This window comes from Nostoc sp. MG11 (genome assembly GCF_014904695.1).
GTDB lineage: Bacteria > Cyanobacteriota > Cyanobacteriia > Cyanobacteriales > Nostocaceae > Komarekiella.
The window spans coordinates 323,016-349,561 of record NZ_JACXXN010000006.1 but is presented as its reverse complement, the minus strand read 5'-3'; the positions used below and the strand labels follow the sequence as shown (position 1 = coordinate 349,561).

19 protein-coding genes and 1 pseudogene are annotated in these 26,546 nt (G+C 42.4%); 6 read left to right on the top strand and 14 right to left on the bottom strand.

Features of this window, described 5'->3' with window-relative positions:
- Nucleotides 1–252: 252 nt before the first annotated feature.
- Nucleotides 253–2,280 carry a serine/threonine-protein kinase gene (locus tag HCR01_RS12605; protein ID WP_193196502.1) on the bottom strand — a complete coding sequence of 676 codons (2,028 nt, stop codon included), beginning with the start codon at nt 2,278–2,280 and terminating at the stop codon, nt 253–255.
- A 239-nt stretch (nt 2,281–2,519) separates the two neighbouring features.
- On the opposite strand from HCR01_RS12605, the gene HCR01_RS12600 reads away from it, so the two are divergent.
- Nucleotides 2,520–4,007 (top strand): PPC domain-containing protein, encoded by a 1,488-nt coding sequence (locus HCR01_RS12600; protein ID WP_193196501.1) that lies wholly within the window; start codon nt 2,520–2,522, stop codon nt 4,005–4,007.
- A 236-nt stretch (nt 4,008–4,243) separates the two neighbouring features.
- On the opposite strand, the gene HCR01_RS12595 is transcribed toward HCR01_RS12600, so the two are convergent.
- The 5 genes from HCR01_RS12595 to HCR01_RS12575 form a co-directional block, all read right to left on the bottom strand.
- A complete protein-coding gene (locus tag HCR01_RS12595; RefSeq protein WP_193196500.1) occupies nt 4,244–6,277 on the bottom strand; it encodes a serine/threonine-protein kinase in 2,034 nt (677 codons plus the stop codon).
- A 480-nt stretch (nt 6,278–6,757) separates the two neighbouring features.
- Nucleotides 6,758–7,795 carry a serine/threonine-protein kinase gene (locus tag HCR01_RS12590; RefSeq protein WP_193196499.1) on the bottom strand — a complete coding sequence of 346 codons (1,038 nt, stop codon included), beginning with the start codon at nt 7,793–7,795 and terminating at the stop codon, nt 6,758–6,760.
- A 651-nt stretch (nt 7,796–8,446) separates the two neighbouring features.
- Nucleotides 8,447–10,681 carry a glycoside hydrolase gene (locus HCR01_RS12585; RefSeq protein ID WP_193196498.1) on the bottom strand — a complete coding sequence of 745 codons (2,235 nt, stop codon included), beginning with the start codon at nt 10,679–10,681 and terminating at the stop codon, nt 8,447–8,449.
- A 201-nt stretch (nt 10,682–10,882) separates the two neighbouring features.
- Entirely contained in the window at nt 10,883–11,113 is a 231-nt protein-coding gene (locus HCR01_RS12580; RefSeq protein ID WP_193196497.1) for a NifU family protein, read from the bottom strand.
- Nucleotides 11,114–11,303: 190 nt separating this feature from the next.
- Nucleotides 11,304–12,014: a DUF3386 domain-containing protein gene (locus tag HCR01_RS12575; protein WP_193196496.1), complete on the bottom strand. Its 711-nt coding sequence runs from the start codon at nt 12,012–12,014 to the stop codon at nt 11,304–11,306.
- Nucleotides 12,015–12,435: 421 nt separating this feature from the next.
- Here HCR01_RS12575 and HCR01_RS12570 point away from each other — a divergent pair, with 421 nt between their 5' ends.
- A complete protein-coding gene (locus HCR01_RS12570; RefSeq protein WP_193196495.1) occupies nt 12,436–13,263 on the top strand; it encodes a Uma2 family endonuclease in 828 nt (275 codons plus the stop codon).
- A gap of 179 nt (nt 13,264–13,442) precedes the next feature.
- Here the strand turns inward: HCR01_RS12570 and HCR01_RS12565 are convergent, their stop codons facing one another.
- Both HCR01_RS12565 and HCR01_RS12560 read right to left on the bottom strand, forming a co-directional pair.
- A complete protein-coding gene (locus tag HCR01_RS12565) occupies nt 13,443–15,200 on the bottom strand; it encodes a sensor histidine kinase (protein ID WP_193196494.1) in 1,758 nt (585 codons plus the stop codon).
- A 175-nt stretch (nt 15,201–15,375) separates the two neighbouring features.
- Nucleotides 15,376–15,609 carry a hypothetical protein gene (locus tag HCR01_RS12560; protein WP_193196493.1) on the bottom strand — a complete coding sequence of 78 codons (234 nt, stop codon included), beginning with the start codon at nt 15,607–15,609 and terminating at the stop codon, nt 15,376–15,378.
- A gap of 592 nt (nt 15,610–16,201) precedes the next feature.
- On the opposite strand from HCR01_RS12560, the gene lepA reads away from it, so the two are divergent.
- The 4 genes from lepA to HCR01_RS12540 all read left to right on the top strand — a co-directional run bounded on the left by lepA (nt 16,202) and on the right by HCR01_RS12540 (nt 23,123).
- Entirely contained in the window at nt 16,202–18,013 is a 1,812-nt protein-coding gene (gene lepA / locus HCR01_RS12555) for a translation elongation factor 4 (protein WP_193196492.1), read from the top strand.
- A 510-nt stretch (nt 18,014–18,523) separates the two neighbouring features.
- Nucleotides 18,524–19,711: a glycosyltransferase family 4 protein gene (locus HCR01_RS12550; RefSeq protein WP_193196491.1), complete on the top strand. Its 1,188-nt coding sequence runs from the start codon at nt 18,524–18,526 to the stop codon at nt 19,709–19,711.
- A 327-nt stretch (nt 19,712–20,038) separates the two neighbouring features.
- A complete protein-coding gene (locus HCR01_RS12545) occupies nt 20,039–21,892 on the top strand; it encodes an alpha-amylase family glycosyl hydrolase (protein ID WP_193196490.1) in 1,854 nt (617 codons plus the stop codon).
- A 190-nt stretch (nt 21,893–22,082) separates the two neighbouring features.
- Nucleotides 22,083–23,123, top strand: coding sequence for a cyanophycinase (locus HCR01_RS12540; RefSeq protein WP_413773939.1), 1,041 nt, complete (start codon nt 22,083–22,085; stop codon nt 23,121–23,123).
- 76 nt (nt 23,124–23,199) lie between these two features.
- Here the strand turns inward: HCR01_RS12540 and HCR01_RS12535 are convergent, their stop codons facing one another.
- From HCR01_RS12535 to HCR01_RS12510, 6 genes and pseudogenes are all read right to left on the bottom strand, one after another.
- The gene (locus HCR01_RS12535; RefSeq protein ID WP_193196489.1) at nt 23,200–24,366 is read right to left on the bottom strand and encodes a cysteine desulfurase family protein; all 1,167 of its coding nucleotides are present in this window, start codon (nt 24,364–24,366) and stop codon (nt 23,200–23,202) included.
- Between the two features lie 7 nt (nt 24,367–24,373).
- Nucleotides 24,374–25,000: a type I restriction endonuclease gene (locus HCR01_RS12530; RefSeq protein WP_193196488.1), complete on the bottom strand. Its 627-nt coding sequence runs from the start codon at nt 24,998–25,000 to the stop codon at nt 24,374–24,376.
- A gap of 12 nt (nt 25,001–25,012) precedes the next feature.
- Nucleotides 25,013–25,228, bottom strand: a complete 216-nt coding sequence (locus tag HCR01_RS12525) for a hypothetical protein (protein WP_193196487.1) — start codon at nt 25,226–25,228, stop codon at nt 25,013–25,015.
- Nucleotides 25,229–25,282: 54 nt separating this feature from the next.
- The gene (gene bcp / locus HCR01_RS12520) at nt 25,283–25,762 is read right to left on the bottom strand and encodes a thioredoxin-dependent thiol peroxidase (RefSeq protein ID WP_193196532.1); all 480 of its coding nucleotides are present in this window, start codon (nt 25,760–25,762) and stop codon (nt 25,283–25,285) included.
- A 104-nt stretch (nt 25,763–25,866) separates the two neighbouring features.
- Nucleotides 25,867–26,067: pseudogene (locus HCR01_RS12515) on the bottom strand (IS1 family transposase); the annotation flags it as partial.
- 103 nt (nt 26,068–26,170) lie between these two features.
- Nucleotides 26,171–26,509, bottom strand: a complete 339-nt coding sequence (locus HCR01_RS12510) for a hypothetical protein (RefSeq protein WP_193196486.1) — start codon at nt 26,507–26,509, stop codon at nt 26,171–26,173.
- Nucleotides 26,510–26,546 lie beyond the last annotated feature (37 nt).

Sequence of the window (26,546 nt, the reverse complement as noted above, 5' to 3'; positions counted from 1 at the left end):
AATACAATGCTTGAATACGTTCTTTTCCTAATGCTGTTTTCTGTTTTTTCAGCAGTTCACATAATTCCTCTGCTGACTCTTCTATTTTTACTTTGGTAACTCCAGCCATGAACTTCTGCTCATATTTCTGACTTAACTATCTTTATCATTTTTTTGGTGAAATGGTATCATGGTATCAGCGATCGCCTTCGTGTAAAAAGTATAGTAATTTTAGTTAGAGATGCGATTAAAAATCTTAGGATAGAGAGCTTTTTAAGGAGACACCCGCCAAATCTTCATAAGATTATCAGCGCTACCGCCACTAGCAATAGTTTGTCCATCTGAACTGATGGCTACGGCATAAATGTAGCCAGAATCTCGCTTCAAAGTGCGGATTGTCTTTCCTGTCGCTGGATTCCATAATTTGATTGTGTTGTCATTACTGCCACTGACAAAAGTTACACCATTGAGGGTTTTGCTGTAGGCGACGGAATTAACCTTCTCAGAATGTCCCTTCAACGTGCGGATTGTCTCTCCTGTCGCCAAATTCCACAATTTAATTGTCTTGTCCTTACTCCCACTGGCAAGAGTCTTACCATCAGGACTAAAAGCCACAGAAAGAACCAATTCAGAATGTCCTTTCTGAGTACGGATTACCTTGCCGGTTGCTAAATCCCACAATTTGATTGTCTTGTCCCAACTGCCACTTGCAAGGGTCTTACCATCAGGACTAAAGGCGACAGTAGCAGCTGCTTGGGAATGTCCCTCTAATGTGCGGATTTCTTTTCCAGTTATCAGATTCCATAGTTTAATTGTTTTGTCTAAGCTACCACTGGCAAGAGTTTTACCATCAGGACTGAAGGCGACAGCAGCAACTCCGTTAGAATGGCCCTCCAGGGTGCGGATTTCTTTTCCAGTTGACAGATTCCACAGTTTGATTGTCTTGTCTGCACTGGCACTGGCAAGGGTTTTACCATCGGGAGCAAAGGCGATATTCCAAATCCATCCTGAGTGATTTCTAAGGCTGTAGATTTCTTTTCCAGTTGACAAATTCCACAGCTTGATTGTCCTGTCATCACTGCCACTAGCAAGGGTTTTACCATCGGGAGCAAAGGCGACAGAGTTCACATCGCTGGAATGTCCTTTCAGAGCGGTGGGTTGATTGGATGCAGATTGACTGGGGTTAGAATCAGTCATTAGCTGCGGGAGAAACTGAAAATACCAAACTCCCCCTAATCCCACTAGCACAATGGCAGCATTTATTAGTAGTCGTTTTTTGAGCTTGTCGTCGAGTAAGTTTAGTGGAACTAACCTCTGGCTTGCTGGCAAAGTTGTCAGTATTGCGGGTGGCGGCGAGATTGGGAGTAAAGTTGTGGGTTCTGGTGGTAGCGATGGCTGCGTCAAGTCTTTGATGACTTCATCTGCTGATTGATAACGCTCTTGGATATCTGCTGCCAACAGCTTGTCTAAAATCTCAACCAACTTGACACTAGAGGCTACCCCGTTTCTATCCGAATTACTCAAATATTGCTGCCAAGATTCAATCCAACCATAGCCCTGTTTTATCCACAATTTGGATGGGCGAATCCCCGTTAGCAGATGAAAGCAAGTTGCACCCAAACTGAATAAATCACTGGCTGGGTGAGCCTTTCCATACTGCATTTGTTCTAGTGGGGTATAACCATGTGAACCAATGGTTGTTCCCAATTGAGTCTGTATTGTTGCTCTTAGTTGCTTTGCAGAGCCGAAATCAATTAGCACTAATCGCTGATCATTTTGCCGACGGATAATGTTTTGTGGTTTAATGTCGCGGTGAATTACGCCGCGATCGTGGATAAACTTGAGGACGGGCAGTAAATCTAGTAAAAGCTCTATAATTTGGCTTTCGTTGTATTTTACTGATTGTTGCAATTCTTGTAGTAAATTCTGCCCATCGATAAATTGTTGTACTAAAAACAAATAATTATCTTGTTCAAAGTAAGCCAAAAGTGCGGGAATTTGGTGATGTTCTCCCAACTGTTGTAGTCGTTGAGCTTCTTCTTTAAATAGCTCGATCGCTTTCTTTAATGCTGAGGTTTCCTGAACTTTCGGTGCAAATTGCTTGACAACGCACCATTCATTTAGCTTATCTACATCTTCTGATAGATAGGTTTTGCCAAATCCACCTTCATCAGATAGCACCTTGATGACACGATAATGGCCCCTCAAAAGCGGTATCAATGGTGTACTGCAAGTTTGGCAATATTGGTTGCCATCAGGATTCTGAGGATTGGAGCAATCGGGATTCAGGCAGCAAAGCATACTGGGAATCCATTTGCAGTTTGTGTATATGTTAATTCATGACGTATATTTTTGCTATGCAGTTGCCAGGATGATTTTGCATTAAGGTAGCAATTTATAGGTAACTAAGCAATTTAAAATTAAAAACGGAATTGTTTTCTAATTTATGGCTAGCAGCATCTTAGCTGCTGAATTTGTATTACTGTGCATGAGCTACCCACTCTTAATAATTTAAATTTATAACAAGGAGGAGTGAAATTATGGCAGGCAAAAGCAACATCAGATATTGTTTTAGATTTGACTTTGCTTTAATTTTTTTTCTAAGTAGTAGTTTGTTAATTGCAAGTTACGCCCTGCCTATAAATGCTTTAAAAATCCCAGAAGATTCTGGAAAATTTCGACTTGCCAAAACACCAGATGAGAGACAACCAGAAGCGGTACAACAAGGAATTGAGCAAATCCCTGTTTCTCAACCGTCTGTATCTCCACAACCCAGCCAACCTATTGATTCACCAATACCTGAGAATGTAGCCCCCACACCAGTAGATTCTCAACCAACACCTCAGCCAACTCAAGGCGGTTCTACTCCCGTACCTTCTCAACCGACACAAGGCGACTCTGCTCCCAGACCTTCTCAACCAACGCCTCAGCCAACTCAAGGTGGTTCTACTCCCGCACCTTCTCAACCAACACCTCAGCCAACTCAAGGCGACTCTGCTCCCAGACCTTCCAAACCAATACCCCAACCGACACAAGGCGGCTCTACTCCCAGACCTTCCAGACCAATACCCCAACCGACACAAGGCGGCTCTACTCCAAGACCTTCCAGACCAATACCTCAGCCGACACAAGGCGGCTCTACTCCCAGACCTTCCAGACCAATACCCCAACCGACACAAGGCGGCTCTACTCCAAGACCTTCCAGACCAATACCCCAACCGACACAAGGCGGCTCTGTTCCTCTACAACAGGGAGGTCGTAAGCCAGTTACTAACCCAGGTAGAAATAGCAATCCAACTCGTGAGGTTTCGCCTGTTCCCTTATCTAGCACTCTTCCTATCAAAGAGATAAACTTTGTAGATATCGCTTTTGGTATCCTGTCTAAAGGTGATTACCAGTCTAAAGGCAGGTATTTTCATTTCTACCAGTTTGAAGGTAGAGAAAACCAACTGCTCCAAATCAGGCTTGGTGGTAGTAAAGATCAACGCCGTACAAGCAACTTGAGTTTACAACCCTTCATGTTTCTGCTCGACCCAAATAATAAAGTTGTCTTAAAAAGAGGTAGTGTGGGGGCAAACAGTACAATTAGAGATGCATTTATATTTGCTCGATTGCCTGTTAAAGGTACTTACACGATCGCAGTAACTAGTCGCAATCCCAAAGATATCGGTCGCTATAGTCTGGCTCTGCGGAATGATAGAGCCAGCTATGCTCTAGACGAAGCAGGCGAACTGACTGCCCAAAGCTCAACTCTCAAACAAAATGGCAGCCCTTACAATGTTTCTCAGTTTCAAGGTAAAAAAAATCAGCTTGTGAGCATTCGTGCAGACAGTATCAATGAGGAGTTTACGCCTTATATAGTTTTGCTAAATTCTCAAGGTCAGAGAATCGCAGCTAATAATGACAAAGATGGAATGTACAGCGCTCTCATTGACAGAGTTAAGTTACCTGAAGATGACACTTACTATATAGTTGTCACTTCAAATAACCCACGGGAACGCGGTACATATCGATTGACTATTTTCTGAGTAGAGACGTTGCAATGCATTGTAGAGACGTTGCAATGCAACGTCTCTACAGGGTTTCGGGTTTTATTTATGTACTTCATTTACCTGAAATCTGCTGTATATAAATAAGACTCAGAACTCCATTAACGAGTCTTTGATACTCATTAATCCACCTTTGAACTCCGTTAGGTTAAAGGGTGAGGAGTAAATTTTCCCCTTTCCCCCTTAACCGAAAGGTATTGCGGCAGCACTCCCCCTCACTGAGACAATCGCCAAATCTTAATAGTATTATCCTCACTACTGCTGACAAGGGTCTTACCATCGGGACTGAAGGTTACAGATGTGATTGTGTTGCTACGCCCCGCCAATTTGACAATTTCCTCGCCTGTTGCTAAATTCCAAAGTCTGATTGTGCGATCGCGACTACCACTAGCAAGAATTTTGCCATCTGGGCTAATGGCTACAGATGTAACTGTGTTGCGATGTCCAACTAATGTTAGAATTTCCTCGCCTGTTGCTAAATTCCAAAGTTTGATTGTGCGATCGCGACTACCACTAGCAAAAGTTGCACCATCTGGGCTAATGGCTACAGCTGTCACTGTTTGAGCATTTCCCATCAGTGTGCGAATTGGGTTTCCATTGCCCATATTCCATAGTTTGATGGTCTTGTCAAAACTGCCACTGACAAGGGTTGCACCATCTGGGCTGATGGCGACAGACCGCACCCAGAATGTATGTCCTGGCAAAGTACGGATTTGTCGTCCAGTTGCCAGATTCCAGACTTTGATGTTGTTATCATCACTACCACTAACCAGGGTTCTGCCGTCTGGGCTAATTGCTAGAGCATGAACAGAGTCGGAATGTCCAATCAAATTACGGATTTGTTGTCCGCTTGCTAAATTCCAGACTTTGATGGTGTTGTCATCACTACTGCTAACCAAGGTTTTGCCATCTGGGCTAAAGGCTACAATATTTACTTGCTGGGAATTCCCGTTGAGTGAAGAGATTTGCTTTCCGGTTGCTAAATTCCACAGTTTGATTGTGCGATCGCCACTGCTAGCAATTATCTGTCCATCTGGGCTGATGGCAACAGATGAAACCGAGTTTTCATGACCTTTAATAGTGTGAGATAAGGTAATATTTCTCAAAGTAGTTTTTGGTGTTTGCCCCAAAACTCCCTCACGGTCTGGTCTATGATTGTGCTGATTCAACCTAGCAGACAAACTGGCGTAAATCCGGCGAGATTGCTGATACCAAGTTTCGCTAAATCCGAATAATAAAATGAAAGCGCTTACTAAAACTAAACTTTTGAGTAAGGTATATTTTATTGGTAAATCTGGTGCTTGTGTTGGTGGGATTTTTCTTGTCAATTGACCAGCTGGTGGTAGTGCCAGTGGTTGTTTGTAAGTCAAGTCTTTAATTACTTCATCGGCTGATTGATAGCGTTCTTGGATATCTTTTTTCAAAAGCTTTTCCAGAACAATTTCTAACTCAGTACTCAATGGAGTTCGCAAATATTGCCGCCAATTTCCTACCCAGGCATAGCCATTTTCCATCCACAATTGAAAGGGAGAAATTCCTGTTAGCAGATGAAAGCAGGTAGCTCCTAAACCAAATAAATCACTGGCTGGATAAGCTTTGCCATCTCTAATTTGTTCAATTGGAGAATATCCATGTGAGCCGATTGATGTGCCAACTTTATTCTGAACTCTAGCTGTAAATTGCTTTGAGGAGCCAAAATCAATCAGGTTTAATCTCCCATCACTTTTACGCCGGATAATATTTTCTGGCTTGATGTCTCGATGAATGACGCCGCGATCATGGATAAATTTGAGTATAGGCAATAAATCTAATAAAATTGCCTGAACTTCCTTAGCAGTATATCCTTTACGTTGCTGCAATTCCTTTAATAAATTCTGCCCATTGATAAACTGTTGCACTAAATACAGACAGCCGTCTTGCTCAAAGTAAGCCAATAGTGTGGGAATTTGGGGATTGACTCCAAGTTCTTGTAGTCGCTTTGCTTCTTCGGCAAACAACTCCATTGCCTTTTTTTGTGACCAAGTTCCTTGAAATTTAGGCGCTAATTGTTTGATAACGCAGTGTTCATTTAGTTTATCTGTATCTTCTGATAGATAAGTTCTGCCAAATCCCCCCTCATCTGAAAGCACTCGGATGACACGGAAGCGATTTCTCAAAAGTGACACCAGCGGGGTGCTACAAGTTTGGCAAATTTTCTTTCCATTGGGATTGAGGGGATTTTGGCAATCGGGATTTAAGCAGCAGATCATGATCTGACAAGCGCGACTGCATGAATATTTATGCTAAGTTTGCCCCTCTCTTACAAAGTTCTGATGGGAGGAAGCTTCTCTACGAGACGCTCCGCGAACCGCTCAGACTTTGCGCTTTTCCCTTAAAATAATTGACTCTCGCGTACTGGTAGGTAGAAAACCCTGTTCTGGGGATTTGGGAGCTACTTAATGTAGTTAGCGTTTGTAGATAGTAGCAAGTCTTCCTCAGCTTCGGAAAACTACGAGAGCCATAAGATTATTTATTTTCTTGATTATATAATAATCTGAATTGAAAATATTTTTAAATTATTTATTCAAGTAGTTTTGCTTATCTTTTAGCAAGTAACGGGCTACTAAGTATTAAGTCAAGCCAGATTATTCAAACATATTTGACTATTAAATATAGTCAAAATTATTACTAAATTTATTTTTGATGTTTGGAATCTATCTTAATTAATTGTTAATTTAATACTTAAGGTATTAATTACGTGATTTTGTTTCTTTAAGTCTTGCTCTCCATTTCCGAATAGCGTTAGCAGTTCTTGCCACAGGAGGAATATATACTTGAGGATTTTCTGTTGTTGTAGTTTGATTTTTGAGGTGTTGTGTGGTTAAACAGTTATTTAAAGTCGGCAAATAGCTTTCCCAGTTCAAAGCTGCGATCGCATTATCAGCAGTCCTAAAACGTTCATCTAAAGGAATTTTCACCATTTTGCTCAAAACCTGGGCAAAATCGTTACTGATATTTACTTCTTTTTGCCAACATATTTCACCTGTATCTGCATCATAGTCAAATTCTAAAGGGCTTTTGCCCGTCAACAAATAAAGACAAGTCATACCCAGTGCATAAATATCACTGGCATAAACTGGACGCAGAGAAAACTGTTCTGGTGGTGCAAATCCCATAGTTCCAATAAAAGCAGTTTTATGGATTGAGTTTTCACAGGCGTCAGCTAATTCCTCTTTCACTGCACCAAAATCGATCAGTACTACCCGTCCGTCGTACTCACAGCGCAGTAAGTTCTGAGGCTTAATATCCCGATGAATTACACGATGTTTATGAAGATACTGCAATACTGGTAATAATTCCTGCAAAAATTGCTTAACGGCGGTTTCATTCTTTGTCCCATTTCGCCGGACTTCTTGCGCCAAAGTGAAGCCTTGCACGTATTCTTGAACTAAATAAAACTCTCCATTGTCTTCAAAGTAGTCTAAAAGCAGGGGAATTTGAGAATGGCTACCGAGTTGACCCAAAGTTTTTGCTTCTTTTTCAAAGCGATCGCACGCTCTTTGCCAACTTTGATGGCTAGTCACTTTCACACAAAGCTGCTTAATTACACACAATGGATTCCCTGGTATTACGGCATTTTTGGCTAAATATGTAATACCAAAACCACCTCTACCCAAAATTCGTAGTATTTCGTAGCGATCGCGAAATAGCTGTTTGGAACCACACATTTGACCAAGTTGATGCTGTGAAGATTCAGGATTCGTGATTTTGGAAGAAAGGCGATTCATTAGCTACACAAAAGCTACTCTACAATGTCTTTAATTTTATGAAAAATATTCTTTGGTGTCAGTAGCATTACTGTATCTTTGTTAAATCATGACCTTTTTCACCCTGCAATTGAAAATTTAAAACATAGAATTCTAAAATTTATGAAGTCAGAATAGACGACAGTAGGGTGGGCATTACAATGCATTGGTGTCAACTTCAGCTCAAACATTCAATTTCCAGTAGTTTCAGATCCCCCAACCCCCTTTAAAAGGGGGCATTCGATTCTAATTCCCCCCTTAAAAAGGGGAGCCAGCGCGGTCTTCTCCCAAGGGGAGACGCAATCATGCGATGGGGTCTCCCCAAGTGGAGCGACTGGCGTGGGTTAGGGGGGATCTCAAGTCTAGGTTGTACATCGAAAAACTTTGAAATGCTTATCAGACTAGGCTTTTACGTTAAGTTGACACCAATGATTACAATGCTCACCCTATAAGCTTGGTATTACACTATTCTCAATGAGGCAACTATCCCACCCGGAAATAAATTTCCGCGCAATAGCCCAACTCCAAACTTTGTAGACTCAAATGCTGACTCAGTATTCTTTAGAAGACTTTAGCTATTAGCCTAGGAATTCATTCCTAGGCAGTTGTGGAGACTGGTGTAATATCTCAGTTTTAAGGCACTTCAATCGGAATCAAAGCATTTTCTGGCAAATAATTGCAAAAACGCCCCTCATCCGCCAGCACCAAAATCAGGCGTAGAGGATAATCTGGCGGAACTTGCAAATCTGCCCACGGTACTGCTAACTCTAAACAATTATTTAAAGCTACTTGAGCACGACTAGCACGGGGATGCCATTGATGATTTTCTCCAGCTTCCCGAAACTGAATTGATTGCGTCAGCAAATTAATTTCTAGAAGATGGTGGAAAAGGTAATTAAGTGGAGCTGCATCCGGCACGTCTGCCAAAGGAACCGGGCTGTTGACCATTGTCTTGTCGGGATAGAACCACAGCAAATTTAATTCTGCTGGCAAATCTCCCCCTGGCGCAACGCCACTTTTAAAGTCCAACCGCAAATAGAAATTTAGGTGATCCACGCCATACCAAAGTCGCTGGATGACACTGCTGTTGTGCATTGTCCCCCGCGCCCCGCCTATTTCTATGCGTCCAGCTTTGTCCCAGTCCTGTTCATCACCTTTGCCATCGATGACGGGGTGAATAAACCCTTCTGGGCGGTGGTCTGCGCGTGCTTGGTGTACCTCTACTGGTTGGCGAATATGTGAAGGTATGGGTTCATTTAACGCCTTGTAAATGCCAAACAAGTGTTCTCGAAACAATTGGTCAAAGATGGCATCCTGATTTGATGAATGTCCTTCACCAAACCACCAGAACCAGTCGGAACCCTCTGCGGCATATAAAGCTTCCCACGCTTCGGGGTTATTGTCTTCTGTGGCTTCGGGATGATTCGCTAACAGGTTTCTGGCTTGTGTCAGATAGTCCCAAGCCCGATTTTTGGCGGGGTCGCCTATCCAAGTAGTAAAGCTGCCATCTACCCAAGAACCGCTATGTAGTTGTTCACCGGGGATGGTTGCTGTGGCGGGAAATTGTTCGAGAAATTCGGAGACAGTAACGAGTTTGAGGTGGGGTTCGTTGCTTAATGTTTGATATAAAGCTTCTAGGAAAGGTTTGCCATCTTGGGGATAAAATTCCCAGCAATTTTCTCCATCTAAAGCGATGGTAACTAACCAAGGTTGTTCGCTTTGGCTGTCTCTTTGCATTCTAGCGATCGCTTGTAGGTGTCCCACCAAGTCCGCTGCTGCCTGTTTTGCGGGCATGGCGCTGTAAGTAAAGCCAATCAAATCCGATAATCTATGGTCACGAAACACAATCGCCAAATCACCTGCTGGGGTTTGCAGGCGGTATGGTTGGTATAGCAATTCTGGTTGCTCCACGTTCCCCGCCCCATCCCGGTGGAAAAAGTGTTTCAGTGTCCATCCCAAAACAGCTTCATCTGAGCAAATCCACTTAAATCCTTGATTAATAATATATGGAAGTATCTCCGGGCTTACTGACTGTTCTGAAGGCCACAAGCCACGAGGTATTTGTCCAAAACGGTCTTTATATAGGTTCCAAGCTTTCTGTAAGTGGCGGGGGATATCTTCTGCCCACTGAAACCGATACTCAGGTAGAGTCATATTTGGCACTGCTACCCGACCGGAGTTTGTATCAGCGAGTAAGGGCAAAATCGGGTGAGTGTAGGGCGTAGTCGTAACTTCCAATTGCCCCGCTTCCTGCATTTTCCGGTGTTGGGGGATGATGCGACTGAGAATTTCGCGTTGTTTGGAATAGATGCGCTGGCGATCGCTTAAAGTAAAATTTCGACCCTGCTTTAACCAAGCCGCAATTTCCGGGTCATCCCAAAATAACGGATCGATCCATGCCAAATTGTGCCAAGCTAGCAAATCACTATAATCTGGCAATTCCCAATTTGCCAAACACCAAGCTGGCCCCTTTTCCTGCCTTTGCTCGTACAACTGGGCATAGCGGGGATGAGGGTCAATCAGGGTGTGGTGATTGGCATCAAAAAAGTGTTCGATAATGAATTCCCGCTGTTGCTGAGTTAGTTGCTCAGTTGGTGTCAGGCTGGCTGTGAGGTAAGGGTCAAAAGCAGTGCCAGCAATATAATCTTCAAGTTGCAATATCAGCGAGGGTACTAGATTGACTGTTTGGTGTAACTTCGGATACCGCTCTAAGAGTAATACCAAATCTAGATAATCCTTAGTACCATGCAACCGTACCCAAGGCAGGCGGTACTGCTGACTAGGAGATAGCGAAACGCCGCTGCCAGGAGATTTGTACAACGGCTGATGTTGATGCCAAATAAAAGCGACGTGTAAGGGATGGGACATAGATAGTGATTGGGGTTAAGGCATGGGGAATTGGACATGAGGAATTGGGCATGGGGAATTAGGTATGGGAAAAAGGGAAAAGGGAAAAGGGAAAAGGGAAAAGGGAAAGAATTATTCTCTTACTCCTTTGCTCCACTGCTCCTCTGCCCCTCCGCCTTCCTGCTCCTCTGCCCTTCTACTCCTCCCCACACTCCCCAGTCCCTAAATTACTTGCTCGATTTCTGCAATTTCGGGAATCAATTCCTTCAGGCGGCGCTCAATGCCCATTCTTAGGGTCATTGCGGAGCTAGGGCAAGAACCACAGGCACCTTGCAATCGTAGTTTGACCACAGGACCGTCAAGTTCTACGAGTTCCACATTGCCACCATCAGACATGAGATAAGGGCGCATTTCATCTAAGACTGTTTCGACGTTGTCAATTGTTAGTTCCATAGTTTTAGACCTGCTAAGTAAACGATGGCGATCGGGAATTAATTTGTAGTAGTGCTGAAGTCTACTACAAAACCATTATCCAAAATTTTGTTTTCCAGCTTTGTTAAGTCGATCCTAGATCTAATTGTCCCTAGATTGCGCTTTGTCCAGTGTACTGAGACAAAAGAGTCATGTGTTGATGACTAAATAACTAAACAACTACTGGTTTTAGCAGCTTGATATTGGAGTAGCTGAACTCAGTTGTCATGCGAGCAACTGACCCTGATGCTACTGACGTTTCTGCTTCTATATCAGAGGCTCCGTCAACGCTAACGCCATCTTCACACTCTTGCACAACCTGTTTGGTCATTAAATAATAATCGCCAAATTTTTCATAGGTGTCTTCAAATTTCAGGATGCTGCTGACTTCATTAGTTTTCGAGTTGCGGAAAACTGCATCGTAGCGACTCGCAATGTAGCCAGAACCAGTATCGAAGCTTTCGTGAGTATTAATTACAAAAGCCATGCGACCCATAACCCGACTGACTTGGCAAATTTCCTTGCCGCGAATTTTATAATTAGAACCCATCGAGTCGCCCTTGACCAGAACTTGCACCGCACCAGTTTCATCTGTTTCACCCAAGGTAAACTCATGCTGGCCATGAGACTGCTCAAAACTGGAGTATTGGCGATGAGTAACTATATCTCGTAATTGGGTATAGATGCCTTCTTGTACTTGTTCATCTGCAATACCGATAACTTCTACGCTCAGGTCGCGGTTAACGCCAATAGTACCTGTATAAACTTCTGAACCCTGCACTAGTTGCACATCTGCACTATAACCAGGAAAGTTTTTGTCCCAAGTGTAACGACTTTCGTAAGCGGTTTGGAACAAAGCGCTTGCTGTTATTGGATCTGTCATATAACCACTTTGACTTCACTTTTATCAGTTTAGTTCAAAGTCTGGAGTGTAAAGTTCAAAGTCTGATAGATGTAATTAATTGCTTCTTTATTATTGGACTAACTAATATATGTAATCAGATGAGTGTGATTGTTAAGCCAAACTATGTTTTGACGATCGCGCTAGGACACAAAATAATAAGTGCGTGCTTTTTTGCACTCACCATAACCCTTCCTTACGGGACGCTGCGCCGACCATAAGAGAGTTTTGATGTTTCCGACAGCCGCTCCGCGTCTACCGTGCGTCTATGGAGGTTCTTAAGCGTTATCGTAGGCTAGCCGCCACACCTTACGGGAAGCAAGCTACAAACTTCTCTTTCGCGTGAGCTAAACGCCGTACCGAGAGCGATAAAATAAAAACAAATCAATAAAAGGCAGTATTTATGGCAACCCAGGTTAGTGAGGCCAAATCCTCAACCAAGCTGGTAATCTCTTGGGAAGCATTGCCCGATGATTTTCAGTTAGAGGATGAACCAGTGGAAAATACAGGTCAGCCAATCTTGGCTGGTGCTTTGCGTGAAAGCTTAGAAATCAGTGGTTTCATCCAACCCCAGATGTTGATAGCCTCAAATTTTGGTCTCTGTGCAACACTTAACGGACAGTTTATTGCTAAAGCTCCCGACTGGGTTTATGTTCCTCGTGTTAATCAGGTTTTAGCTGACCGCAAAAGCTACACACCCAACTTAGAAGGAGATATCCCGGCGGTTGTGATGGAATTTCTATCTGACACCGAGGGTGGAGAATATTCGGTAAAGCGAACTTATCCACCGGGAAAATGGTTTTTCTACGAGCAAATTTTGCAGGTTCCCATTTACGTAATTTTTGAGCCAAATGGTGGTTTACTAGAATTTTATCAACTCGAAAATGGACGCTACGAACTCAAGCAACCCGATGAAAATGGTCGTCATTGGATTGCTTCGATGGGTTTATTTTTGGGAACTTGGCAAGGAACAAAAGAAACCCGAACAGGTTACTGGTTGCGATGGTGGGATGAAGTAGGTAATTTGTTACCGTGGGCAGTAGAACAGATTGAACAAGAACGCCAACGTGCTGAACAAGAACGCCAACGTGCTGAACAAGAACGCCAACGTGCTGAACAAGAACGCCAACGTGCTGAACAAGAACGTCAGCAAAAAGAACGGCTAATTGCCTATTTACAATCTCAAGGTATTGACCCGAATAATTTACCTATAGATGAAATACCTACTTAGTTCAAATAAAGCGAGAAGGAATTTTAAACGCTAGCTAGGCGTAAATGAATTAAAGTTTGTAATGAGGACTTTAGTCCTGATAATCCTTGTTTTGAGCAATGAATCGCTCACTACGAACTAGAATTTTATTTTATATTTAATTATACTTACCTACTTATTTGACTTTTTTGCTCAAAACTCTAACACATACAATCTGAGTCGCTATCACTAGATGAAACAATCACTGGTTGTTGATACAAAGGCACTGTAAATGTGACTGTTGAGCCAAGTCCTTCGCCCAAGCTGTAAAAATGTACTTCACCACCCATAGCCTCTACTAGCTTCTGGGATATTGCTAGTCCTAAACCAGTACCGCCATATTGACGAGTGCGGGAGCCATCTACTTGAGAGAACAATTGAAACAGTTTATCTTGCTGATCTAGGGAAACACCAATGCCCGTGTCTGCCACGCGCACTCTTACCATACCGGGGAATTGCTGATCTTGAAGTTTCGCCTTTTTGAGTACTAAATCGGCGCCAACAGTGACGCCACCTTCATGGGTAAATTTGATGGCATTACCCACTAGATTGAGCATAACTTGGAGCAAACGTTGGTAGTTGCTCTGGACGATAATTTCATCGGAGGTAGCAGGCATTTGCATCCCGAAGCTGAGGTTTCTCATTTCTGCTTGGGGACGCATAAAATTTTCGACATCACTGAATAGCTCATTCAGTTTGACTGGAGCACAAGCTAGCTCCATTTTACCTGCTTCAATTTTGGCAATATCTAAAATGTCGTTGATGATATTTAGCAGGTGTATCGATAATTGATGAGCTTCTGCTAAAAACTGATTTTGTTCTTCTGGGTCGTCTGCCATCCCCTCTAAAATCAGCTTTAAGAATCCAATCATGCCGTTGAGAGGGGTGCGAATTTCATGCGATACATTAGCCAGAAACTCACTTTTGAGGCGGGAGGCTTCTTCGGCTTTTTGACGTGCTGCTTCTAATTCTTTATATAAAGTAGCATGAGCGATCGCTGTTCCCAGTTGATCTGCTGCTTCTTTTGCTAGTTCCAGTTCCGATTCTGTCAACGGGTAGCATTCATCTGGCAGATTCAGAGCCACAAATCCATTCGCTTGGTCTTGATAACAAGTAGCAACTACCAAAATTTTTTGTTGCTGAAACTCAGTATATCCAGACACCTCCATCACTATTGGTTCTAAGGTGGTCAATGCCTGAGCAAAGGCAGGCTCACAAGCTAAATCTATTTCTGAGCCAAGTATTGATTTGAGATCTGACTGGTGATACTCTGCAACCACCTGTACTTTTGAGCTAGAAGAGTGGTAGGGGCAGATAATGCAGCGCTCTAGCCGCAGCGCTTTACCCAGACTGTCAACTGTTTGCTGCCAAATAATGTCTAAATCCAATGTCCCCCGGATATTCTTGGTAATTTGATTTACCTGTTTCCGGTGTTGCTGTGAACGTAAAGTCAACTTTAGCTGTGTGGGCGTTTTGGATACCACTTTTAGCTCTTTTTTGTTGGCTTTAGTTTGTAGTAATCGTCCCATCACTAAAACTGTAGTGGCAGCGGCTCCCAATCTCGGCATAATAGGACTAATTGCCAACTCCAACTCAAACAACTCTTGGCGGTAGCTAAACCAACACTGAAACCTTTCTGGCACTAAATTTGTCAAAATTCGGTGCAACCTTTCCAAATAATTAACCTTATCCACAGGGGCAAAGGTTTCACTCTCGTTTAGCTCGTCAACTATTTTGTCAGGATTTAATCCCAGGAGTTCGCTTTGCTGCCAATAAAAGGTCAGATAGCGCCCTGCCCCATCTTGCACATACACCAACTCGGCTCCCAAAGTTGGTAATGAGCCATCAATCTTACTGGTGATAGATTCCAGATTGGGGGAAAACAAATTAGGCAATTGGGATTTGGCAGTAATAGTCATTAATCGAGTTGGATAGTCAAACGGCATCCTACCGTAGTATTACTAAAGCTGTTTAAATTTTGGCATAAAATTTTACAGCTTTTGTATTTTTGATTGGGTATTTCTTGGCGTTTTGGAATCTAAATTGACAAATTTTACTTTTTCTTTATCTTTTACTGACAGATGAATTTATGTGTCAATCGTTCCATTCACCCCGAGGCGGAATAGGGGTACGTACAGGGGTGCGTGTTAGTTCATCATCTCTGGGTATTTCACCTCGTAACCACTGACGGATCGCCACCTCAATTACTTTACTGGGGTCGTTGGTGAGATGCTGAATTTGCTCTAGTAACTCGGAGTCCAGGCGGACAGCAATTTCTACCTTATCGATTTGTCTTCCCGCTTCGGTAGCTTTTTCTTGCATATTCATGGGCTTTATATACTCTGAATCTGTTTTGTCCAAAGCTTTGTAAAGCAGTTATATTCGCAATTTGGGTTAGTTCACTGAGCAACTTTAAAGGGTACGGTTACATAGTTCCCCAAAATAGCACTAAAGTAACAGCTTCCAGTTTTTCAGTGGCAATTTTCATATAACTCGCTAGACAATAGCTCTCTAGAAAACTTGTGAGAAAATCAGTAGTTCCAAGCAATTACAGGTTGCAATTGCCTATAGTCCCTACATGATCCCTACATGTACTTATTTATATTTATTGTACGCTCCTGGCTGATGAATACTAGCAGCCATAAATAGACTTTCATAATATTCTTAAAAGTCCCCCTATTTATATCTAAAGATAAAGATGGGGTGAAGGGGAGGGCAGAGGGCAGGGGGAGCGGGGGAAGAAAAATTACAATTGACCAATGACTCAGGACTCAGGACTCAGGACTCAGGACTCAGGACTCAGGACTCAGGACTCAGGACTCAGCACTAAAAGCTAGCAGCGTCTTGGCTAAGAAAGCATTAAAATACATGAAGTAAATTGCTTTTTTAACCTTGGTTGCTGCTAAAGCAAAGATAGTATATGACTGACGTTCCCGCAGTTCGCATTCGCAATTTTTGTATTATTGCTCACATCGACCACGGGAAATCAACCCTCGCCGATCGCTTGCTGCAAGCTACTGGCACTGTTGACGAACGGCAGATGAAGGAACAGTTTCTCGACAATATGGATTTGGAACGGGAGCGCGGCATTACAATTAAGCTGCAAGCTGCCCGGATGAACTACACAGCAAAAGATGGTCAGCAATATGTGCTGAACTTGATTGATACTCCAGGACACGTAGACTTTTCTTATGAGGTGTCGCGTTCTCTCGCCGCTTGCGAAGGAGCGCTGTTGGTAGTAGATGCTTCCCAAGGTGTGGAGGCGCAAACTTTGGCGAATGTGTATTTAGCACTTGAGCATAATCTGGAAATTATCCCGGTTTTGAATAAAATCGACTTACCTGGAGCAGAACCAGAGCGAGTAATTAGTGAAATCGAAGAAATTATCGGTTTAGATTGCAGCGGTGCGATTCTTGCCTCTGCCAAAGAAGGAATTGGTATTGATGATATTTTAGAAGCAATTGTCGAGCGGGTACCGCCACCAGCCAACACGGTAAATGAACGTTTGCGGGCGTTAATTTTTGATAGCTACTATGACAGCTACCGGGGAGTAATTGTGTATTTCCGGGTGATGGATGGCACTCTGAGAAAGGGCGATCGCGTCCATTTGATGGTATCTGGTAAAGAATACGAAATTGACGAGTTAGGCGTTCTCTCGCCTACCCAAAAGCAAGTTGAAGAACTGCATGCTGGGGAAGTAGGCTATTTGGGAGCGGCAATTAAAGCTGTAGCTGATGCACGGGTGGGAGATACTATCACCCTAGCTAAAGCCAAAGCAACGGAACCTTTACCTGGTTACACAGAAGCCAACCCAATGGTTTTCTGTGGAATGTTCCCTATCGATGCTGATCAATTTGAAGATTTGCGGGAAGCTTTAGAAAAGCTCAGTCTCAACGATGCGGCGCTACACTACGAACCAGAAACTTCCAGCGCTATGGGATTTGGCTTCCGTTGCGGGTTCTTGGGCCTGCTGCACATGGAAATTGTCCAAGAACGCTTGGAGCGAGAATATGACTTAGATTTGATCATTACAGCCCCATCGGTGGTTTATAAAGTAACAACCTTGAAGGGTGAGGAACTGTACATTGATAATCCCAGCCACTTGCCTTCTCCTAACGATCGCGAAAAAATTGAAGAACCCTACGTCCAAGTAGAAATGATTACGCCGGAAACCTACGTGGGTACCTTGATGGAGTTGTCACAAAACCGACGTGGCATTTTCAAAGATATGAAATATCTCACCAAAGGACGAACTACACTCACTTACGAGCTTCCTTTGGCGGAAGTGGTGACAGACTTTTTTGACCAGATGAAATCGCGATCGCGCGGTTACGCTAGCATGGAATATCACCTCATCGGCTACCGGGAAAATCCTTTGGTGAAGTTGGATATCATGATCAACGGTGATCCGGTGGATTCGTTGGCGATGATTGTCCACCGGGATAAAGCTTACAACGTCGGGCGGTCAATGGCTGAAAAACTCAAAGAGTTGATTCCCCGCCACCAATTTAAAGTACCAATTCAGGCATCAATTGGGAGTAAAGTTATTGCCAGCGAACACATCCCCGCTTTGCGAAAAGACGTGCTTGCCAAATGTTATGGTGGTGATATTAGCCGCAAGAAGAAACTGTTGCAGAAGCAAGCAAAAGGTAAAAAGCGGATGAAATCTGTAGGAACGGTGGATGTACCCCAGGAAGCTTTTATGGCAGTACTGCGCTTGGATCAAGATTAATTTGCATGGGGGCATTGCCCACTGCCAAGTTATGGGGAATCTTAGAAGGGTAAACTTTCCGATTCCCCTTTATTTCATTGAGTATGACAAAATTTTAGGACTTACGCACATGAAGTCTGAAACCCTGATCCCCCCTAACCCACGCCAGTCGCTCCACTTGGGGAGACCCCAAGACCGCGCTGGCTCCTCTTAAAAAGGGGGGAACGTGTAAAGCCCCCTTTCTAAGGGGGTTGGGGGATCTGAGTGCGTAAGTTCTGAATTTCTGAGTTAACAGCCGTCTTTTTGAGGCTGTATTTTTTATTTAGGTGAATGAAAGATGAATTTATAGTTGAGATGTTTCATGAGGTCTTTGCTGATTTGGGTAGTCTTGATAACCTTTGATCAGCTTTATCAAAAAACTGTTAAAAGATTTAAACATTTTAGTAAATATACTCACAGTAATTGCCAGACTTGTATTTTTAGATAAATGTAGTTTTTTAGATATTTGTAAAGCATCGGGGAGTCTAGTCAATGAAAATACTAGTACTGAGTTGGGAGTTTCCACCAAGGATAGTTGGGGGAATTGCGCGTCATGTAGCAGAGTTATACCCGGAATTGGTAAAACTAGGACATGAAATTCACCTGATTACGGCAGAGTTTGGCCACGCATCAATGTATGAGGTGGTTGAGGGAGTACACGTACATCGAGTACCAGTGCCTTATAGTAACGACTTTTTCCACTGGGTAGTAAACCTGAACCAGAGCATGGGAGATCATGGTGGTAAGCTGATCCTAGAAGAAGGAACCTTTGATTTAATTCATGCTCATGATTGGTTAGTGGGAGATGCTGCGATCGCTCTCAAGCATAATTTTAAAATACCCCTAATTGCCACAATCCACGCTACTGAATACGGTCGCTATAACGGTATTCATACGGACACTCAACATTATATTAGTGGCAAAGAAAATTTACTGGCTTACAACGCTTGGCGAATCATCGTTTGTAGTGACTATATGCGACAAGAAGTAGGACGAGCGCTACATAGTCCTTGGGATAAAGTTGATGTCATTTATAACGGTATTCGACCAGAAAAGAAAAAGCACCACGAAGATTTTCATGCTCTGGATTTTCGCCGCCAATTTGCCACAGATGATGAAAAAATCGTTTACTACCTCGGTCGCATGACATACGAAAAGGGTGTACCTGTATTACTAAATGCGGCTCCTAAGATACTTAGACAAATGGGAGGTAACGTTAAATTTGTGATTGTTGGTGGTGGCAATACCGACCATCTCAAACGCCAAGCCTGGGATTTAGGAATTTGGCATCATTGTTATTTTACAGGTTTTCTCTCAGATGAATACTTAGATAAATTTCAAACTATTGCTGACTGTGCTGTATTTCCTAGTCTTTATGAACCCTTTGGGATTGTAGCTTTAGAAAGCTTTGCTTCTCGTGTACCTGTGGTAGTTTCTGATACTGGTGGTTTTCCTGAAGTAGTGCAGCATACCAAAACGGGTGTTGTTACCTGGGTAAACAATCCCGATTCCCTAGCTTGGGGAATTTTGGAGGTGTTAAAGAATCCGGGTTATCGACAATGGCTAATTGATAATGCTTATGAGGATTTAGAGCGCCGCTTTAGCTGGACGAAATTAGCTAAGCAAACAGAGAGTGTTTTTGAGCGAGTTGTGCAAGAGCGATCGCAAATTCTCTGGTAAAAGTCAATTTTTTATAAATTAAACCACAGATGAACACAGATGAACACAGATAATTCATCGGTGTTCATCTGTGTTCATTTTTCGCTTATTCACATTTTGGCAAGAAGTCTAGGAAATGAAGTGAAGAAATGTCAACTTTATTGGAATTTGCATAAATCCTTAATCAAGCTGCGATAAATCTACAGCAGGCGCTACTTCAGTAAACAGTGAACAACTGCTCACTGATTTAATTTTTTCAGCAGAGCAAATTTAGCCTGGTTAAAGATGCTGTTCCCATGACATCATCAATAAAACTAGTAAAAAATTCAATTAATCAAGGATGACCGTATGAAACTACTACCTTTGGACAAACTAGGGGCTAGAGAAGCCAATGGTATTGTTGATTTTGGAATATTTCTTCCTTGGGTTTCTCAAAATGATGGTAATCGGCTGTGGGTTAAAGTAATCCACGAAAAAGACCAATTCTTACAAGACATTCAACCCCTACAATTTGAATTAGAGCATTCTATCGATTCAGAGTATGGTGATTATTGGTCAACTCGGATAAATATCAATACTCAAGCAAAGCCTATCCCTAAATCTGCATGGGGAGAACCAGGTAGATATGTTTATCGTTATTTTTTACAAAATCCTAATAAAGGAGAAATTGATTGGATTATTGACCCGTTCGCCAGAGAATTTGGTACAGGCAAATTATCCGCTTTTACACTAGGTTATCAACCATACGAATGGAGCCAGCTAGAAAAAACCTGGAAAACTCCAAATTTAAAAGATATTGTTCTGTACGAATTGATGATTGATGAATTCGGCGGAAATATTGACGGAACAATTGAAAAACTTAGCTATCTAGCAGATTTGGGAATTAACTGTCTAGAAATTATGCCGCTTTCCAATGTGGCTTTAACAGTAGATTGGGGCTTTTTACCGCTAGGCTACTTTGGAGTAGATGAGCGATTTGGTAAAAGGAGAGATTTACAAAAGTTGATTGATGCTGCACATCAACATAACATTGCTGTAATTGTAGATGCTGTTTATGGTCACACAGGTGATGATTTTCCCTACTCTTATGTTTACAAAAAGCTAGGGTATCGTGATAACCCTTTTATGGGAACATTTGCTAAAGATTATTTTGGTGAAAGTACAGATTATAATCGCAAGTTTACCCAAGATTTTTTCTATACAGTTAACTACCACTGGTTAGATGTTTATCACGTCGATGGTTTTCGCTATGACTGCGTACCCAATTATTGGGATGGTTCTACGGGAGTTGGTTACGCCAACTTAGTTTTTAACACTTACAAAACAGTTAAAGAAAAGAAAGAAGCTGGCGAGTATTGGCAGAGATTTTTTAATAATGACACTATCAATTTGATTCAATGTGCTGAACAATTAGAAGGACCAAAGGAAATTCTTGAACAAACTTATACCAACTCCACTTGGCAAAATGAAACTTTGGGTGCAGCTAAAAGTGTAGCGTATGGAAATCGAGGAGATTTAGCTAACCTTGGCTTTAAGTTGGGTTTAGATGGCTATCCAACAGAGATTACAAACAAAGATGACAAAATTGCCAAAACGGCGCTGCAATATATAGAGAATCATGACCACTCACGTTTTGTCTGTAACTTTGGGGCGATCGCACGTGATAATGATTTATTACAAGAAGGTAATCGCAATTTGTGGTATAAAGTTCAGCCTTACCTGATTAGTATTTTCACTGCCAAAGGTATTCCCATGCTGTGGCAAGGTCAAGAGTTTGGTGAAAACTATTATCTCCCAGAACAAGGTTTTGGGCGCGTGATGTTGCTTCGACCTGTGCGATGGGATTATTTTTACGATGCCATTGGTAACAGTGTTATTACCTTAGTACGGAAGCTGATTAAACTGCGTAAACTGCGCTCGCAGTTTACAGAAGGCAGTCATTTTTTTTACAACAATCATGACCGCTATCACTCAAAAAATGTCTTGCTATTCTCTCGCCAACACGCTAACCAATTTAGCTTAGTCGCGCTTAACTTTGGTGACAGCGATCAGAGTGTACCCTTCTGGTTTCCCATTGCTGGCGATTATCAAGAAGAACTTCACGGTGAGAATAATTTAATCGGCGTTCCCAGCTATTCGGAATATTGGTTAAATATTCCTAAAAACTATGGAAGAATTTGGACGGTGACAACCAACACTTAACTAGGTAGGCATGAATCAATTAAAGTTAGTAGTTGGCGCTTTAGCACTAAAGAGCTAACTACAAGCAAAGAATCATTGATTACTCTGGGTTATTTGGCGTTAAAAAACAGTACAAGCCCTGTACGCTGGAAATTTCACCCTTTCTGGTGCGAGAGTTAGCAGTAATTGCAGTATGCACCAGAAGTTTAGTATGACCACAAAGGCATTCCCAAATATCGCAAGGTACTTGAAAAGTGCAGGAATCAAGTTGTTGGAGATGGGAAGCTTCCTCATAACCAGTTTTATCGCCAGCTGGAAACGCTACTTCCTGGGCGACACTGTTGAAGTTCGCCCCGCCTTCGATGTCCGTCCCACCTTAGCTGGCCCCGTCCTTAGCTTAGGTGGAGGTGGCCCCGATGTAGATGATGCTATTCAATGGATGATCAACCAGGTTAGGGGAGGTACTAGATACGCCAGCAAACTTGATGTTGTAGTTATCCGCACTTATGGTAATCACGATTACAATCGGCTAATTTATGCCATGAAGGGCGTGAATTCTGTGGAAACTCTTGTTATTAGCAATAGACAAGAGGCAAACAAAGCTGAGATTGTTGAGAAAGTTAGAAAAGCTGATGTGATTTTCTTCGCTGGCGGCGATCAATGTCAATATATCCGCAATTGGAAGAACACTAAGCTAGAGACTGCTATCAAGTCAGTTTACGCTAGGGGGGGTGGTATTGGTGGCACTAGTGCGGGTGCGATGATCCAAAGTGATTACGTCTACGATGCTTGTGCTTCTTCCGAAAAAGGCATTGAAACCAGAGATGCACTCGAAGACCCCTACCGGGATATTACTTTTAGTTACAACTTTTTCAACTGGAGCAATTTCAAAGGAACCATCGTAGATACGCACTTTGATAGGCGCGAAAGAATGGGTCGAATTATGGCCTTTATTGCTCGTCAAATTAAAGACGGTGTATCTAGAAGCGTTTTAGGTATAGCCGTTAGCGAGAGTACGTCGGTTATTGTGGATAAAGACGGTCTAGCGAATGTTATCGGTAGAGGTGCAGTATACTTTGTACTTGGCGATCATCGACCTGAAGTCTGCGAACCCCGAACTCCTTTGACCTTTTCCAACTACAAAATTTGGAAACTTCGCAGTGGCGACACCTTCAACCTCAAATACAGACCGACATCAGGCTATTATCTCAGGAGCGTTAAAAGAGGACGAATTGACTCAAATCCCTATTGAGTGCTGAGTCAAGGGTCATTAATTATTCTCTCCCCCACTTCCCCTGCTCCCCCACTTCCCCTGCTCCCCAACTCCTCTACACCAGGGTTGTCTGCTTGCGTAAACTTTGAATAGTAGCGATCGCATGTTTGGCTACAATATCAATTTCCTCTTGAGTATTAAACCGGCCAATACCAAACCGCACTGAGGCATAAGCTAGCTGTTCTGAGTGTCCCAGCGCTGTAAGAACATGAGAGGGTGCAGTGGTTGCCGATGAGCAAGCAGAACCAGAAGAAACTGCCATGACTGGCTGCAATCCTAGCAAAAGTGCGGCTCCATCCACTCCCTCAACACTAATGTTTAAGTTTCCCGCCAGTCGGTTTTGAGGATGTCCATTGAAATGAATTCCCTCCAACTGCAAAAGCGCCTTCCACAGTCTTTCTCTAAGTTCGGTGAGGCGTTGGTTTTCTGTTGCTTGTTCAGCCAAAGCTATTTCTACAGCTTTACCAAATCCGACAATTTGCGGTGTATACAAAGTACCAGAACGCATCCCGCGCTCATGTCCGCCACCATGCTGCTGGGGAGCAAGTTTTACTCTGGGGTTGCGCCTGCGGACGTACAGCGCTCCAATGCCTTTGGGGCCATATACTTTATGTGCAGTTAGCGACATTAAGTCGATTTTCATTGCTTGCACATCTAAAGGGATTTTACCAATAGCTTGGGCTGCATCGGTGTGAAATAGGACTTGGCGATCACTACATATCTCCCCAATTTCTGCTAAAGGCTGCAACACACCAATTTCGTTATTTGCAGCCATCACCGATACCAAAATTGTTTCAGGACGGAAAGCTTTTGCTAATTCAGTTAAATCAATTAGTCCATCTTTTTGAACTGGGAGAATAGTAATTTCAAAACCGAGGCTTTTTAAATAATTACAAGGGTCAATAACTGCACTATGTTCAGTAGCAACAGTAATAATATGCTGTCCTTTTTTAAAGTAAGCTTCCGCAACACCTTTAATAGCTAAATTATTAGCTTCGGTCGCGCCATTAGTGAAAACAATTTCCTCTGGTGTGGCGTTGATTGCTGCTGCCAAAATTTCTCGCGTTTGTTTAACAGCCGCTTCTGCTTCCCAACCGTAAACATGACTAATACTGGATGGATTACCAAATTTTTCTGTGAAATAAGGTAGCATTGCTGCCAGTACTCGCTCATCTACAGGCGTAGTAGCGTGGCAATCGAGGTATATCGGACGAATAGACATAAATTAATTAACTTAATATTTGACTTAATTTTTTTAAGATACTTAAGACCTTGTACAATTCATTTTCTCGTCTGGACAAAGTTAATTTATCAGACAAAGCATACTCAGGTTTATCTTGCTTTATTAGTTTGATAAATTGAAAATCTTCTCCACTAGTTACTAATCCAAACACAGGTTTTGCCGGATGAGGATTTGCAAGCATATAGGCGAGTGCTTGGGGTATAGCTTCTAAAAGAGAAAAACTAGCCCTTTTAGATTCAATGACTAAAAGCCACAATTGTTCTTGAATAACTAAAACATCAATACGCCCTCTGATAATTTCATCCTCATCCTCTAAAGCAATTTCTATAGATTCTTCAGTACCGATCAAAAACGGATCATCATAAAATCCAGCCAAATCTAATAAAGGTGACAAGACTACCATTTTGACTGCATTTTCTAAGATTGGTGGGTGCTTAACCAATCTGAGAAAATTAGCTTTAACTCTGTCTAAATATTGCTTTTCTAAATCCGCGATTTCTGGGAGAGTGTCAAACCACTCTGGAAAAAAATCTTCAGCCTCAGTCTGTTGCAAACCAAATCTTTCTTCTAGATAGGCAAGTCCGATATTCTGTGCTTGGATGACTTGAACCATATTGGCTTTAACTTACGAGAAGTTTGGTTTGTTACTTCGATAATAGATAGCGTTGCTGGTTTCTAGATCGATTTCACCAACTTCGCCATTTAGACCTACTGCTTTATTGAAACCAACTAAATCAAACCCTGCCTGAATGATAGCATTTGCCACTGTACCTTCTAGAACTCTTTGAGGATTGGCTGAGTTCAGAGCATTGGCAATTGTCTGTTCAAAGGGGCTGGTCACATTTTAATTAATGGCTATAAAGATGAATTATATGGCATGACAATGACTATACCCTCATATATTCGCAAATTCCTGCAATTTAGTTAAAACTGCTTGAGCATGATCTTTAGTTTTTACATTTGGCCAAGCATAGGCAATAATCTTATCAGGTGAAATCAGGAAGGTTGACCGAGCAACACCCATATATTCTTTACCCATAAACTTTTTTAATCGCCAAGCTCCATAAGCTTCTATTAAAAGATGTTCTGGGTCACTTAAAAGGGTGATTGACAAGTTATGTTTGTTAATAAATTTGCAATGAGCCTTACCTGAATCTGGGCTAACGCCTAAGATTTTCGCTCCTAGTTGGCTGAAGTCTTGATACAAATCGGTAAAATCTTTTGCTTCTGTGGTGCAGCCAGGAGTATCATCTTTAGGGTAGAAATAAAGGACAACCCACTGTCCGCTGAAATTATCCAAACTGACTAGATTATCGTTTTGGTCAGGAGTTGAGAAATCTGGCGCTGGTTGTCTGGTTTGGAAAATGTTGCTCATGATGGGAGTTTGAAAGATTGCGTAGGCGTAGTAGAGGTAGAGATGTTGCAATGCAACGTCTCTACATGGTCTATCTGTCACATTCTTTTTTTGGCGTTGCTGAATCACAATATGAATTGTGCGATCGCCATATTCTCGCGGGGGCAAAGCCCCCGCAGTGGAATACAGCGATGTTTGAGATAATAAACTAACAATCTAATAGAGAGTCTCAGCATTTCTACGGACTTAGAATAACAAAAGGTTTTCCGATGTAATCGAGCTAAGTAATGTCTTAATCTGCTATTTTCACCTTCTACTCGTGTCATATATGACCACAATCTACACACACGTGGTTTTGTTTACCTCTTTGCTTGCCATTCTTACGGTTATGATGGGAGTTACAACGAGGACATTCCATGAAGATTCACCCTAATTCATATTCTCTTTATGCAACGCCGTAGGAAGACGATCTTGGTCTTTAATACCAGGAAAGCGAAACGTTTGAGGTACATAGGCACTTGTTGCATCGCTTCCTGTAGCATTTCCGTGAACCACTAAAGCGTCTAATCGGATATCTGCATCCCCAAACCATTTTTGGGTATCCAAAATTACAATGTCTTGCAAGCGTACAGCTAAAGTAACTGCTTGTGGTTGACTAAATGACTCCCGACCACCTCGTTGATTAGAGTTAAGTTCACGTTCTATCTGTTCGATAGCCACAGCATCAGGCAGGACAGCCTCATCAATTAACCATTTCTGTTGAGTCATCTATTGCTCCTGGGATAAAAACTATTAGTACTAAGCA